The organism is Agromyces binzhouensis, from assembly GCF_042672355.1.
Lineage (GTDB): Bacteria > Actinomycetota > Actinomycetes > Actinomycetales > Microbacteriaceae > Agromyces > Agromyces binzhouensis.
Genome location: NZ_JBHXVJ010000005.1, coordinates 91,582 through 105,649, shown reverse-complemented (window position 1 = coordinate 105,649; position 14,068 = coordinate 91,582). Strand labels below are relative to the sequence as shown.

Sequence of the window (14,068 nt, the reverse complement as noted above, 5' to 3'; positions counted from 1 at the left end):
CTTCACAGCGTGTGACGCGTTCTAGCTTATTGCAGTCGTGTTTCCGCGCGACGGGATCAGAGCGCGTGGAGCGGCTTGCCCGCGAGCTTGAGGAACGCCTCGCCGAGCGCCTCGTTCTGGGTCGGGTGCGCGTGGATCAGCGGAGCGATGTCCTCGGGGTAGGCCTCCCAGTTCACCGCGAGCTGGGCCTCGCCGATCAGCTCGCCGACTCGGGCGCCGATCATGTGCACGCCGACCACGGGGCCGTCGTTCACGCGGACGACCTTGATGGATCCGCTCGTCTCGAGGATGTGGCTCTTGCCGTTGCCCGCCAGGTTGTACTCGTACGAGGACACCTGGTCGGCGCCGAACTTGTCGGCGGCGCGCGCCTCGGTGTAGCCGACCGAGGCGACCTCGGGCTCGCTGTAGGTCACCTTCGGGATGTTGACGTCCTCGACGATGATCGGGTTCAGGCCCGCGATCTCCTCGGCGACGAAGATGCCCTGCTGGAAGCCGCGGTGGGCGAGCTGGAGGCCGGGGACGATGTCGCCCACGGCGTAGACGCCGGGGACGCTCGTCTCGAGGCGCTCGTTCGTGATGACGAAGCCGCGGTCGACGGTGACACCCGCCTCTTCATACCCGAGGTTCTGGGTGACCGGGCCACGACCGACGGCGACGAGCAGGAGCTCGGCCTCGACCGTGTCGCCGTTCTCGAGGGTCACGACGACGCCGTCGTCGTGCTGGGTGACGCCCTGGAAGCGCACGCCGAGCTTGTAGTCGATGCCGCGCTTGCGGAAGGCGCGCTCGAGCTGCTTGGAGATCGACTCCTCCTCGTTCGGGACGAGGTGGGGGAGCGCCTCGATGATCGTGACCTCGGAGCCGAAGGAGCGCCAGACGCTCGCGAACTCGACGCCGATGACGCCGCCGCCGAGGATCGCGACCTTCTTGGGCACGAAGTCGAGCTCCAGCGCCTGCTCGCTCGTGATCACGCGGCCGGCGATCTCGAGGCCCGGCAGCGAGCGCGAGTACGAACCCGTGGCAAGGACGACGTTCTCGCCGGTGAGGCGGTCATCGCCGACGACGACGGTCTTCGCACCCTCGAGTCGGCCCTCGCCCTCGAACACGGTGATGCCGCGTGCCTTGATCAGCCCCTGGAGACCCTTGAACTTGCTCGCCACGATGCCCTCGCGGTATCGCGTCACGGCCGGGATGTCGATGCCCTCGAAGCTCGACCGGACGCCGAACTTCTCCGACTCGCGCGAGTTGTCGGCGACCTCTGCGGCGTGCAGGAGCGCCTTCGTCGGGATGCAACCCCGGTGCAGGCAGGTGCCGCCGAGCTTGTCCTTCTCGACGAGGGCCACGCTGAGGCCGAGCTGGACGGCGCGCAGCGCCGCTGCGTACCCTCCGCTGCCGCCTCCGAGGATGACGAGGTCAAAGTTCTGCTCGGACAAACGGAATCTCCCTTGCGCATCGGATCTGCGGCGCGAGTCACCCGGTTCGTGGCCGGGGAACGTCTGGGGCGAGGATCGCCCCAGACGACTGTACTACTTGGCGGCGGCCCGCTCGCCCAGCGCGATGAGCGTGCGCACGGCGGCTCCGGTGCCTCCGGCGCCGGTGAATCCCCAGGGCGCCGCGGTGTTGTACGACGGCCCGGCGATGTCGAGGTGCGCCCACGGGATCCGGGGTGCGTCCTCGCCGTCGCGTCGGCCGACGAACTGCTGCAGGAAGACGCCGGCGAGGAGCATGCCGGGCACGACGGTGCCGAGCTTCGTGTTGGCGAGGTCCGCGACGTCCGACTTCAGCAGCGGCAGCAGGTCCTCCGGCAGCGGCATCGGCCACATCGGCTCGCCTGCGGCCTCGGCCGCGGCGCGCAGGTCTCCGACGAGCTCGTCCTCGCCCATCAGTCCCGTGATGCGGTTGCCGAGTGCCACCACCTGGGCGCCGGTGAGCGTCGCGACGTCGACGATGGCGTCCGGCTGCTCCTCGCTCGCGGCCGCGAGCGCGTCGGCCATCACGAGGCGCCCCTCCGCGTCGGTGTTCAGCACCTCGACGGTGGTGCCGCCCTTCATCCGGATCACGTCGTTCGGTCGAGCCGCGGTGCCCGACGGCATGTTCTCGGCGAGGCAGAGCCATCCGGTGACCCGCACGGGCACCTCGAGCTCGGCGAGCGCGACGATCGCGGAGAGCACGGCGGCGGCGCCGGCCATGTCGGACTTCATGCCGACCATCGAGGCGCCGGGCTTCAGCGACAGCCCGCCCGAGTCGAACGTGATGCCCTTGCCGACCAGGGCGAGATGAGCGGATGCCCCGGCCGGGGCGTACTCGAGGCGGACGAGCCGTGGCGGGCGCGAGGAGCCCCCGCCGACCGCGAGGATGCCGTTGAAGCCGCCCTCGGCGAGCGCGGCCTCGTCGTAGACCCGGACCTCGACGCCGGCCGATTCCGCGGCCTGCGACGCGAGGTCGGCGAGCGCGGTCGGCGGCAGGTCGTTCGGCGCGGTGTTCACGAGGTCCTTCGTCCGCGCCACCGCGGCGACCACGCTGCGGACCCGGTCGAGCCGGACGGCCGCGGCGTCGTGCTCGGTGTGCAGCGTCAACCGGCCGGGACCGGTCGGGCCCTCGCGGTACTCGGTGAAGGTGTAGGCGCCGAGTGCGGCGCCTTCGGCGAACGCCTCGGCGAGCGCGGCGTCGAGCCCGTCTCCGGCGAGGGAGACGGACGATGCGGTGGCGAGGGCGCGGAGCGCGGCGCCTCCCGCGTGACGCAGCGACGCGGCATCCGTCGTCTCGCCGACGCCGGTCGCCACCACGATGCCGTCGCCGTCGGGCGACGTCAGCTTCGTCACCTCGTCGAGTCCGCCCTTCGCGCCGAGCCGTGCGAGGGCGGCGCCGACCCACTCGAAACCGCCGTCGACGACCGGTACCGGGCCGTCGCCGGTGCGTCGGACGGGCAGGACGACGGCATCGGCGTCGGTCGTGGCGGCGGGGGATGCGATGAGCTCGATCGAGGGAACGGACATGGCTTCGATCGTAGGTCGTCGCCCGATCCTTCCCGCATCCGGTGTTCGCTCTCGGCATGGTCGCAGCGGTGCGCGCACGGCCGGACGCGGTCGGGCCGTCGGTACCCTTGTCGTATGCGCGATCCCCGCTCCCTCTACGAGCTCAACGCCGACGTCGAGGTGCCCCTCGGCCTCCCGCTCGTCGCCGGTCTCACGGGGTTCGCCGACGCGGGATCGGCGGTCGCGCAGACGACCGCGTACCTCCTCACGAACCTCGACAGCGAGGTCGTGGCCACGTTCGACGCCGACGAGCTGCTGGACTACCGGGCCAGGAGGCCGGTGATCCTCTTCGAGAGCGACCACCTCACCGACTACCGGCCCCCGAGGCTCTCGCTCGACCTGGCCCGTGACGAGCTCGGCCAGCCGTTCCTGCTCCTCACCGGCTTCGAGCCGGACTTCCAGTGGGAGCGCTTCGGTGCCGCGGTGCTCCAGCTGATCGAGCGGTTCGAGGTGGCGTCGACCACGTGGATCAACTCGATCCCCATGCCGGTGCCGCACACGAGGCCGATCGGCGTCACCGTGAGCGGGAACCGGACCGATCTCATCGAGGCGATGTCGGTGTGGCGGCCGACGACGCAGGTGCCGGCCAACGCGCTGCACCTCGTCGAGTACCGGCTGCAGACGCTGGGCCACCCGACGACGGGGTTCGTCTTGCTGGTGCCGCACTACCTGTCGGATGCGGAGTTCCCGTCGGCCGCGGTCACGGCACTCGAGGCGGTGAGCGCCTCGACGGGCCGCATCTTCCCCACGGACTCGCTCCGCGAGCAGGGCCGCGAGTTCACGGCACGGATCGACGAGCAGGTCGCCGAGAACGGCGAGCTCGCGAAGCTCGTGCACACGCTCGAGGAGCGCCACGACGACTACATGGAGGGCACCACCCTGCGGTCGCCCCTCACCGACGAGGACGGCGAGCTCCCGTCGGCCGACGAGATCGGCGCCGAGCTGGAGAAGTTCCTCGCCCGGCGACGCAACCGCGACGCCGAGGAGGGCTGAGGTCCCGCCCGCCGGCGGCCGCCCGGAGGGGGCCACCGGGGAATGCGGGCGTCCGTGCGGACGTTGGAACATGGTGCAGGTCGGAGTGCGCCCCGAAACCCCGCGCGGTCGCGGTCGGTCGACGCGTCTCGGCCTGTATAATGGGGGGAAGGACCCGTTCTGGTCCGCCGTGCGACTGCCGTCGCATCAGCCGCGGACTTGACATGGGTCCTCATCGTGTCCGAAATCACCCGGGTCGCGACGCAGTCAGACATCCCGGCAGGCCCGCCCAGGGGCCACGCGCCGCGCGACGGTGAGGAAGAGGTTCAGTACACATGGCAGCCAAGACCACCACGGCGACGACCGACGAGTCGGCCGAGGCGCCCCGCGCCACCGGTACGACCAAGCGGACGTCGACGTCGAAGTCGACGAAGGCACCGACGACCAAGACCGCGGCGTCCAAGGGCGCCGCGTCCAAGACCCCCGCGGCCGAGGGCGAGACCACCGGCAAGCGCGCCACGACCGCGTCGAAGAGCCCTCGCACGTCGACCGCCAAGGGCGGCAAGGCGAAGGGCGCCAAGGGCGCGGCGAAGGGCTCCGACGAGGACGAGCTCGACGAGGACGCAGCGGAGGTCGCCGTCGAGGACGCGACCGACGAGGCCGCGTCCGGCGAGGAGTCGACGGAGGAGTCCGGCGACGACGAGGAGGCCAAGCCCGCACCCGTCGAGCCCCACCCGACGGGCGCGATCGTGCTCCGGGCATCCGACGACGAGGACGAGATCCCCGTCTACTCGTCGACGATCACCGGCGCGACGGCCGACCCGGTCAAGGACTACCTGAAGCAGATCGGCAAGGTCGCGCTCCTGAACGCGGCCGAAGAGGTCGAGCTGGCCATGCGCATCGAGGCGGGGCTCTTCGCCGAGGAGAAGCTCTCGCACATGTCGGACGCCGAGAAGCGCTCGCAGCTCGGTCGCGAGCTGCAGTGGGTCGCCCGCGACGGCCAGCGCGCGAAGAGCCACCTGCTCGGCGCGAACCTCCGACTGGTCGTCTCGCTCGCCAAGCGCTACACCGGCCGCGGCATGCAGTTCCTCGACCTCATCCAGGAGGGCAACCTCGGCCTCATCCGCGCGGTCGAGAAGTTCGACTACACCAAGGGCTTCAAGTTCTCGACCTACGCGACGTGGTGGATCCGCCAGGCGATCACGCGCGCCATGGCCGACCAGGCCCGGACCATCCGCATCCCGGTGCACATGGTCGAGGTCATCAACAAGCTGGCTCGCGTCCAGCGCCAGATGCTGCAGGACCTCGGCCGCGAGCCCACGCCGGAAGAGCTGTCGAAGGAACTCGACATGACCCCGGAGAAGGTCATCGAGGTCCAGAAGTACGGCCGCGAGCCGATCTCGCTGCACACCCCGCTCGGCGAGGACGGCGACAGCGAGTTCGGCGACCTGATCGAGGACACCGAGGCGGTCGTCCCGGCCGATGCGGTCGGCTTCACCATGCTGCAGAAGCAGCTGGAGTCGCTGCTCGACTCCCTGAGCGAGCGCGAGGCCGGCGTCATCCGCATGCGCTTCGGCCTCGGCGACGGCATGCCGAAGACGCTCGACCAGATCGGCGACACCTTCGGCGTGACGCGTGAGCGCATCCGCCAGATCGAGTCGAAGACGATGGCGAAGCTGCGTCACCCGTCCCGGTCCCAGTCGCTGCGCGACTACCTCGAGTAGGCCGCCAGTGAAGTACGCGCCGGCGATCCTCGTCGGCCGGCTCACCAGGATCGCCGCCCGGCTGCGCAAGCCGGGCGGCGGTTCGGCGGTGCCCGGCCTCGTCGTCAACACGATCGCGCCCCGCTACCTGGGCACCACGCTCTCCGGATTCCCGCGCGGCCTCGTCGTCGTCACCGGGTCGAGCGGCAAGTCGACCACGACCAAGATGCTCGTGGCGATCCTGCGCGCGCACGGCGAGGCGGTCTTCACGAATCCCTCGACGGCGAACATCAGCCAGGGCCTCACCTCCGCCCTCCTGGAGCAGGCGGACTGGCGCGGGCACGTGCCCGGCGACGTCGCCGTGCTCGAGATGGACGAGGGCCACGGGGCCCGGGTGATGGAGGGCGTCGACGCTCAGGTCGTGACGCTGACGAACGTGATGGTCGACCAGATCGACCGGTTCCACGACTCGGAGATGGTCGCCGGCATGCTGGCGAAGATCGCGGCCCGCGCCGACGGCTGCGTCGTCGTGAACGCCGACGACGCCTACCTCGAGCGGATCGCCGGCGGGCTCCGCGACGGCGTCGCGGTCCGCCGATTCGGCGTCTCGCCGACAGTCCTCGCCGCCGCACCGCGCGGACTCGGCCACACCGAGACCAGCTCCGAGCGGCTCGACCCGGCCGACGGCGTCGTCGTGGCCTCCGTCGACGGAGCATCCGCCGTGCTCGCGGACGCCGGTCGCGACGTCGCGATCGGCCTGCCCGCCCGTGGCACGCACTATGCCATCGACGCCGCCGCGGCGTACGCGACCGCACGTGCCGTCCTCGGCGAGCAGTTCGATCCCGAGGTCGCGGCGCGCGCCCTCAGCGCCATCCCCGCCGTCTTCGGGCGCGGCGAGCGGGTCACGGTCCGCGGGCAGGAGGTCGACTTCGTCCTCGTCCAGAACCCCGCGAGCTACCAGTTGAACGTCGACAGCATCGCCCCGGGCACCGACCGGATCCTCTTCGCGATCGGATCCGACGTGCGGGATCCGTCGTACTTCTGGCCGACGGACGCCTCCTCCTTGGGCCGCGTCTCGATCGTCAGCGGGTCCAAGGCCGACGAGGCCGCCCTGATGCTGGCGTACGACGGCGTCGAGATCGACCGGGTCGAGCACGACCTCGGGCGCGCGCTCGACGACTTCCTCGCCGGCCCGGCGCCGACGAGCGGAGTGAAGACGATCGTCTTCTCTGCCGACGCCATGCGGCGCACGCGCGCCCACCTCGGACTCACGGGAGCGGAATGACCCTCACGATCGTCTCGCTGCTGCCCTCGCTGCAGAACACCAACGGCGACGCCGAGAACGCCGCCGTGCTCGCCGCACGCGCGCGGTGGGCCGGCCTCGACGCACGCGTCGTCGCGGTCGAGGATCCCGCGGACCTCCCCGAGCGAGTCGACGCCGTGGTCCTCGGTTCGGGCAGCGACGCGTCACTCGAGCGCAGCCGGGACGTCCTGCTCGGGCTCCACGACCAGCTCCGTCGCTGGGGCACCGAGGGGGTGCCGATCCTCGCGGTCGGCACCGGCTGGGAGCTGCTGAGCTGGGGGGTCGAGCTCGCCGACGGCCGCAGCATCGAAGGTCTCGGCATCCTCGCCGGGCGTGCGGTGCCGCGCGACGGCCGCGTGGCCGGCGACCTCGTGGTGAAGGCCTCGGGCGGGCTGGGGCTCCTCGTGGGCTTCGAGAACCACGCACGCGACTACATCGGCGCCGAGGCCTCGCCCATCGGGCGAGTCCAGGCCGGGTCGGGCAACGGCCGTGGCTCCGGCCAGGAGGGCGTGCGGATGGGCGACGTGATCGGCACGCACCTGCACGGGCCCGTCCTGGCGAAGAACCCCCGGCTGGCCGACGCGATGCTCGAACGCGCGTGCGCGCGCGCCGGGACGCAGTACGTGCCGGGGGAGCGGTCGGTCGAGGTCGACCGGTTCGCGGAGGCCGCCCGGAAGCTCCAGCTGCGCGCAGCGGGAGTCGCGGCATCCGCCGACGCCTGACACGCCCCGAACGCCACGACGACGAACGCCCCCGGATTCCTCCGGGGGCGTTCGACTTCGTCGTGGGACCGCGTCAGTTGCGCGTGTCGGAGAGGAGCCGGCTCGACTCGTCGTGCCAGCTGTGGGCGATCTGCGAGAGCTTCTCCTCGTGCTTGCGGCCGTGGTGGGCGCAGAACAGGAGTTCGCCGCTGGCGACGACCACGCGGATGTAGGCCTGCGCGCCGCAGGCGTCGCAGCGGTCGAGCGCAGTCAGCTCGTGCGGGGCGTCGACTTCGTCGACCGCACCGGCGGTGTCGGTGTACTGGTTCATGGCGCCTCCTCCGTAGTTCACGAGCCGTTTCCGTCCCTCAATGAAAACACGACTCCGGGCGCGACGGTCCCGCAGGACCCCGCATTTCGCTCAGCGCGAAGCGCCTGAGCCGGGAACGGGGGTGGCCCTCACTAGGCTTGTGCGACGTGAGCTCCGACTATTCCGCCCGTCATCTCTCCGTCCTCGAGGGCCTCGAGGCGGTCCGCAAGCGACCGGGCATGTACATCGGTTCGACCGATTCGCGCGGCCTCATGCACTGCCTCTGGGAGATCATCGACAACTCGGTCGACGAGGCGCTCGGCGGCCACGGTACCGAGATCGAGGTGGTGCTCCACCCCGACGACAGCGTCGAGGTGCGCGACCGCGCCCGCGGGATCCCGGTCGACGTCGAGCCGAAGACCGGGCTCACCGGCGTCGAGGTCGTGTTCACCAAGCTGCACGCGGGCGGCAAGTTCGGCTCAGGCTCGTACTCCGCATCGGGCGGCCTGCACGGCGTCGGCGCGTCGGTCGTGAACGCGTTGTCGGAACGGCTCGACGTCGAGGTCGACCGCGGGGGCGCGACCTGGGCGATGTCCTTCCACCGCGGCGAGCCCGGCACCTTCGACGACAACGGCACGCGGTCCCCGACCGCGCCCTTCCATCCGTTCGAGCAGTCGAGCGAGCTGCGGAAGGTCGGGCGTGTCGCGAAGGCGGTGACGGGCACGCGGGTGCGGTACTGGGCCGACCCGCAGATCTTCACGCGCGGTGCGAGCTTCCAACTCGAGGACCTCCTGAACCGCGCCCGGCAGACCGCCTTCCTCGTGCCCGGCCTGGCGATCACCGTGTCCGACGAACGCGGCGAGGAGCCCGAGACCCACCGGTTCCACTTCGATGGCGGCATCTCGGAGTTCGCCGAGCACCTCGCCGTCGACGGGCCGGTGACCGACATCTGGCGGCTGACGGGCGACGGGCGGTTCACCGAGACGGTGCCCGTGCTGAGCGACCACGGCGCGATGATCCCGACCGACGTCGAGCGCCACTGCCACGTCGACATCGCCCTCCGGTGGGGCACGGGCTACGACACCGTCATGCGCAGCTTCGTCAACATCATCGCGACGCCCAAGGGCGGCACGCACCAGGCGGGCTTCGAGCAGGGGCTGCTGAAGTTCATCCGCCAGCAGGTCGAGCAGAACGCCCGCCGGCTGAAGGTCGGCAACGACAAGCTCGACAAGGACGACGTGCTCGCGGGCCTCACCGCAGTGCTCACGGTTCGCCTCCCGGAGCCGCAGTTCGAGGGCCAGACCAAGGAGGTGCTCGGCACGCCCGCGGTGCGCTCGATCGTGGCATCCGTCGTGCAGAAGGCGCTCGGCGAGCGCTTCGCGTCGACCAAGCGCGACGACAAGGCGCAGACCGCGTTGGTGCTCGAGAAGGTCGTCTCCGAGATGAAGGCGCGCATCTCGGCGCGAACGCACAAGGAGACCCAGCGGAGGAAGAACGCGCTCGAGACCTCGTCGCTGCCCGCGAAGCTGGTCGACTGCCGGTCGACGGATGTCGCGCAGAGCGAGCTGTTCATCGTCGAGGGCGACTCGGCCCTCGGGACGGCCAAGCTCGCCCGCGACAGCGAGCACCAGGCGCTGCTGCCCATCCGGGGCAAGATCCTGAACGTGCAGAAGGCGAGCATCGCCGACATGCTCGGCAACGCCGAGTGCGCGTCGATCATCCAGGTCATCGGGGCCGGCTCCGGGCGCACCTTCGACCTCTCCGCCGCCCGATACGGCAAGGTCATCATCATGAGCGACGCCGACGTCGACGGCGCGCACATCCGCACGCTGCTGCTCACGCTCTTCTTCCGCTACATGCGGCCGATGATCGAGGACGGCCGCGTGTTCGCCGCGGTGCCGCCGCTCCACCGCGTCGTGGTGATGAACCCCGGGTCGAAGCCGAACGACGTGATCTACACCTACTCCGAGAAGGAGCTCGCGGGCGTGCTCGCGACGCTCCGCAAGCAGGGCAAGCGCTACCAGGACCCGATCCAGCGGTACAAGGGCCTCGGCGAGATGGATGCCGACCAGCTCGCGTCGACGACCATGGATCGCCGGCACCGCACCCTCCGACGTGTCGGCGTGGCCGATGCCGAGAACGCCGGCCGCGTGTTCGAACTCCTCATGGGCAACGAGGTCGCGCCGCGCAAGGAGTTCATCGTCGACAGCGCGGCCGCGCTCACGCGCGATCGCATCGACGCCTGAGCTGACTCGGTGGGCGATCGCGCCCGCCACGACCGGCTGACGCCGACGGCCCGTCGCACACTCGTGCGACGGGCCGCCGGTTTCGGTGCCGATCGGCGGAAGGTCAGCGGATCGCGCGCCCGATCACCTGGACGACGGCATCGAGCGTCTGGCCCGAGCCGTCGCGCTTCGCGCCGCCTTCCGGAAGCACGCGCAGCGAGCCGTCCGTGCCGAGGGCCCGCGCGGGGCCCGGGCCGACCCAAGCGACCGAGAGCGCGTCCTGCCCCTTGAGGAAGCGGTGCGCGCGAACGCCGCCGGTCGCGCGACCCTTGCCGGGGAACTCGGCGAAGTCCGAGACCTTCGCGGCACCGGGGTCGGCGCCGAGCAGCGTGTCGGCGGACGCCGCCACCGTCACGACGACGGCGGATTCGACGTCGGCGTTCGGGAGCACCGTGAAGGAGATCACGCGTGCCGCGGCGTCGAGCTTCACGCCGGCCATGCCGCCGGCCGGGCAGCCCTGCGGGCGGACGGCCGACGCGGGGAAGTGGAGCAGTTGCGCGTCGCTGGTGACGAACACCAGTTCGTCGTCGTCGCCGCCCTGCGATGCGCCGACGACCCGGTCGCCGGGCTTCAGCGCGATCACCTCGAAGTCGGGTCGGTTCGGGTAGTTGCCGGGTGAGACGCGCTTCACGATGCCCTGCTCGGTGCCCAGCACGATCGGCTGCTGCGAGTCGAGCGAGACGACGGCGAGCACCTGCTCGGTGCGGTCGGGGAGGGCGAGGTAGTCGGCGACGCGCACGCCCGCACCCAGTTGCACCGAGTTCGGCGGCAGTGCGGGCAGGTCCATCGGCGAGAAGCGGATCAGACGGCCCTTGGACGTGACGGCGCCGATCTCGGTGCGGCTGGTGGTCGCGACCTCGGAGCGCACGGCGTCGTGCTTGGAGCGACGGCTCGGGGGAGTGAGGGTCACGGATGCCTCGCCCTCGGGCGCGTCGACCCGTGCGATCCGGCCGGTCGAGCCGAGGATGACCCGGCAGGGCACGTCGGCGTGCTCGAGCGTCGCGGGGTCCACAGCCTTGCGCGTCTTCGGTTGCACGCGCGCCTCGGTGAGCATCGTGCGGCGCGGCGTGCCGAACAGCTCGGCGGCGCGGTCGAGCTCCTCGGCGACCTGCGCACGGATGCGCGCGTCGCTCGCGAGCAGCTCCTCGAGCGCGACGATCTCGGCGAGCAGCTGGTCGCGCTCGGCCTCGAGCTCGATGCGCGAGAACTTCGTGAGGCGACGCAGGCGGAGCTCGAGGATGTACTCGGCCTGGAGCCGGCTGAGGTCGAACACCTCCTCGAGACGCGACCGGGCGGCCTCGGCGTCGTCGCTCGACCGGATGACCTGGATCACCTCGTCGATGTCGAGGATCGCGATGAGCAGTCCCTCGACGAGGTGGAGCCGCTCGCGGCGACGTGCGAGGCGGTACTCCGAGCGCCGGGTGATCACCCGGATCCGGTGGGCGAGGTAGACGTCGAGCAGTTCGCGGAGGCCGAGCGTCTGCGGCTGCCCGTCGACGAGCGCGACGTTGTTGATGTTGAAGGAGTCCTCGAGCGGCGTCATCCGGTAGAGCTGCTCGAGCACGGCCTGGGGGTTGAAGCCGGTCTTCACGCCGATGACGAGGCGCAGCCCCTTCGTGCGGTCGGTGAGGTCGGCGACGTCCGAGATGCCGGTGATCTTCTTCGCGTTGACGCCGTCCTTGATCTTCTCGATGACCTTCTCCGGGCCGACGAGGTAGGGCAGCTCGGTGACGACGAGGCCGGCCTTGCGCGGCGTGAGCTGCTCGACGGACACCTTCGCACGGGTCTTGAACGATCCGCGGCCGGTCGCGTAGGCGTCGCGCACTCCCGAGAGACCGACGATCGTCCCGCCGGACGGGAAGTCCGGCCCCGGGACGAACTCCATGAGCTCGTCGAGCGTCGCCTCCGGGCTCAGCAGGAGATGGCGGGCGGCGGCGACGACCTCGACGAGGTTGTGCGGCGCCATGTTCGTCGCCATGCCGACCGCGATGCCGCTCGCGCCGTTGACGAGCAGGTTGGGGATCGCGGCGGGCAGCACCTCGGGCTGCTGGTGCGAGTTGTCGTAGTTGGGGACGAAGTCGACGACGTCCTCGTCGAGGTGCTCGGTCATCGACACGGCGGCGGGCGCCATGCGCGCCTCGGTGTAGCGCGCGGCGGCGGGGCCGTCGTCGAGCGAGCCGAAGTTGCCGTGACCGTCGACGAGCGGAACGCGGAGCGTGAACGCCTGGGCCAGGCGCACGAGCGCGTCGTAGATCGCGCTGTCGCCGTGCGGGTGGAGCTTGCCCATGACCTCGCCGACGACGCGCGCCGACTTGACGTGCCCCCGATCGGGGCGCAGCCCCATGTCGCTCATCATGTAGAGGATGCGGCGCTGCACGGGCTTCAGGCCGTCGCGCGCGTCGGGGAGCGCGCGCGAGTAGATGACGGAGTAGGCGTACTCGAGGAAGGACCCCTGCATCTCTTCTGCGACGTCGATCTCGTCGATCCGCTCGGCGATCGGTGATGAGGCGGGTTCGCTCTTGGCTGGGGTCATTCGTCGTCTCTGCGCAGGGCGTGCACGGGCACGCGCGGGGAACGGGGCCGCGCCCGGCCTGTGCCAGACTGGGCGCGATGCCAGCAATGCTACCGGTGCCCGCCGACGGAGCCCCGCGGCTCACCGGGGTGCTGCCCGCCGCCCTCGCCTCGATCGGCGGGGGCGCCGGCCCGTTCGACCTCCCGGCCGTCGACTCGGCCGTGGTCGTCCTCGTCGACGGGCTCGGAGCCGGCAACCTCCGCGCTCGCGCGGGCCACGCCCGCTTCCTCTCCGGCGCGATGGCCAAGCGCGACGTGATCCGCACGGTCTTCCCGTCGACCACCGCGGCCGCCATCGCGAGCTTCGCGACCGGACTCATGCCCGGCGCGCACGGGCTGATGGGCTACCGGGTCCCGGATCGCGCGCACGACCGCGTCGTCAACCAGCTGAGCGGATGGGACGACCTGATGGTCCCCGAGACGTGGCAGCCGCACGCGACCGTGTTCGATCGCGCCGCGGAGCGCGGCGTGCGCGCGGTCGCGGTCGGCGGCACCCGCTACGCGACGTCGGGCTTCACGCGCGCGGTGCTGCGCGGGGCGGAGTACCACGCCGGCGCGAAGATCCCCGACCGGTTCGCCGAGGCGCTCCGCGTGCTCCGCGAGGGTCCGGCACTCGTCTACGTCTACGTCTCGGAGCTCGACCAGATCGCACACGCCCACGGGTGGGAGTCCGATCGCTGGCTCTCAGCGCTCGAGGCGCTCGACGCAGAGGTCGCCGAGTTCGAACGACGGATGCCCCGCGGCACGGGCCTGCTGGTCACCGCCGACCACGGCGTGCTCGACGTGCCCCCGCACCGGCACGTGTTCATCGACGCGACGCCCGGGCTCGTCGAGGGCGTCCGCCAGGTCGCCGGTGAGCCGCGATGCCTCGGCCTCGTGCTCGAGCCCGACCTCGACGAGGCCGCCCGCGCGGCAGTCGTCGACCGGTGGCGGGACGCCGAGGGGGAGCGCGCCTGGGTCGTCTCGCGCGACGAGGCGATCGCCGCGGGACTCTACGGCGACGTCGACCAGCGCAACCTCGACCGCATCGCCGACGTGCTCGTCGCGGCACGTTCGGGCATCGCCTACTACGACCGGCGCGAGGCCGACCGCCGGGGCGAGGAGATGGTCGGCCAGCACGGCTCGCTGACCGACGAGGAGACGCGGATCCCGCTCATCCGCCTCGGCTCGTACCGCCGGGACTGAACCCGA

10 protein-coding genes are annotated in these 14,068 nt (G+C 71.3%); 6 read left to right on the top strand and 4 right to left on the bottom strand.

What is annotated here, in order from left to right; translation table 11 throughout:
* Positions 1-56: 56 nt before the first annotated feature.
* Together lpdA and ACFVHK_RS10040 are read right to left on the bottom strand one after the other, a co-directional pair.
* Complete coding sequence (lpdA, locus tag ACFVHK_RS10045) at positions 57-1,430, bottom strand: dihydrolipoyl dehydrogenase (RefSeq protein ID WP_129234319.1); 1,374 nt, start codon at positions 1,428-1,430, stop codon at positions 57-59.
* Between the two features lie 93 nt (positions 1,431-1,523).
* On the bottom strand, positions 1,524-2,993 hold the full coding sequence (locus ACFVHK_RS10040; protein WP_376928692.1) for a leucyl aminopeptidase: 1,470 nt from the start codon (positions 2,991-2,993) through the stop codon (positions 1,524-1,526).
* 114 nt (positions 2,994-3,107) lie between these two features.
* On the opposite strand from ACFVHK_RS10040, the gene ACFVHK_RS10035 reads away from it, so the two are divergent.
* The 4 genes from ACFVHK_RS10035 (at position 3,108) to ACFVHK_RS10020 (ending at position 7,732) form a co-directional block, all read left to right on the top strand.
* Complete coding sequence (locus tag ACFVHK_RS10035; protein WP_129234321.1) at positions 3,108-4,025, top strand: proteasome assembly chaperone family protein; 918 nt, start codon at positions 3,108-3,110, stop codon at positions 4,023-4,025.
* A gap of 314 nt (positions 4,026-4,339) precedes the next feature.
* Entirely contained in the window at positions 4,340-5,728 is a 1,389-nt protein-coding gene (locus tag ACFVHK_RS10030; RefSeq protein WP_376928691.1) for an RNA polymerase sigma factor, read from the top strand.
* A 7-nt stretch (positions 5,729-5,735) separates the two neighbouring features.
* A complete protein-coding gene (locus tag ACFVHK_RS10025; RefSeq protein WP_376928690.1) occupies positions 5,736-6,992 on the top strand; it encodes a Mur ligase family protein in 1,257 nt (418 codons plus the stop codon).
* A complete protein-coding gene (locus tag ACFVHK_RS10020) occupies positions 6,989-7,732 on the top strand; it encodes a type 1 glutamine amidotransferase (protein WP_376928689.1) in 744 nt (247 codons plus the stop codon). Before ACFVHK_RS10025 ends, ACFVHK_RS10020 begins: the two co-directional genes overlap by 4 nt.
* Before the next feature lie 73 nt (positions 7,733-7,805).
* Here ACFVHK_RS10020 and ACFVHK_RS10015 read toward each other — a convergent pair whose 3' ends face one another.
* Complete coding sequence (locus ACFVHK_RS10015; protein ID WP_129235351.1) at positions 7,806-8,042, bottom strand: DUF7455 domain-containing protein; 237 nt, start codon at positions 8,040-8,042, stop codon at positions 7,806-7,808.
* Between the two features lie 146 nt (positions 8,043-8,188).
* On the opposite strand from ACFVHK_RS10015, the gene ACFVHK_RS10010 reads away from it, so the two are divergent.
* A complete protein-coding gene (locus tag ACFVHK_RS10010) occupies positions 8,189-10,267 on the top strand; it encodes a DNA gyrase/topoisomerase IV subunit B (RefSeq protein ID WP_376928688.1) in 2,079 nt (692 codons plus the stop codon).
* 103 nt (positions 10,268-10,370) lie between these two features.
* Here ACFVHK_RS10010 and ACFVHK_RS10005 read toward each other — a convergent pair whose 3' ends face one another.
* A complete protein-coding gene (locus ACFVHK_RS10005; RefSeq protein WP_376928687.1) occupies positions 10,371-12,839 on the bottom strand; it encodes a DNA gyrase/topoisomerase IV subunit A in 2,469 nt (822 codons plus the stop codon).
* Positions 12,840-12,916: 77 nt separating this feature from the next.
* Between ACFVHK_RS10005 and ACFVHK_RS10000 the strand changes: the two genes are divergently transcribed.
* On the top strand, positions 12,917-14,062 hold the full coding sequence (locus tag ACFVHK_RS10000; RefSeq protein WP_376928686.1) for an alkaline phosphatase family protein: 1,146 nt from the start codon (positions 12,917-12,919) through the stop codon (positions 14,060-14,062).
* Positions 14,063-14,068: the final 6 nt, after the last annotated feature.

What these genes read in the sequence shown, in the direction of transcription:
- ACFVHK_RS10040 (WP_376928692.1), bottom strand. Translation starts at nt 2,993, where the DNA reads ATGTCCGTTCCCTCGATCGAGCTCATCGCATCCCCCGCCGCCACGACC.
- ACFVHK_RS10035 (WP_129234321.1), top strand. Translation starts at nt 3,108, where the DNA reads ATGCGCGATCCCCGCTCCCTCTACGAGCTCAACGCCGACGTCGAGGTG.
- ACFVHK_RS10030 (WP_376928691.1), top strand. Translation starts at nt 4,340, where the DNA reads ATGGCAGCCAAGACCACCACGGCGACGACCGACGAGTCGGCCGAGGCG.
- ACFVHK_RS10020 (WP_376928689.1), top strand. Translation starts at nt 6,989, where the DNA reads ATGACCCTCACGATCGTCTCGCTGCTGCCCTCGCTGCAGAACACCAAC.
- ACFVHK_RS10015 (WP_129235351.1), bottom strand. Translation starts at nt 8,042, where the DNA reads ATGAACCAGTACACCGACACCGCCGGTGCGGTCGACGAAGTCGACGCC.
- ACFVHK_RS10005 (WP_376928687.1), bottom strand. Translation starts at nt 12,839, where the DNA reads ATGACCCCAGCCAAGAGCGAACCCGCCTCATCACCGATCGCCGAGCGG.
- ACFVHK_RS10000 (WP_376928686.1), top strand. Translation starts at nt 12,917, where the DNA reads ATGCCAGCAATGCTACCGGTGCCCGCCGACGGAGCCCCGCGGCTCACC.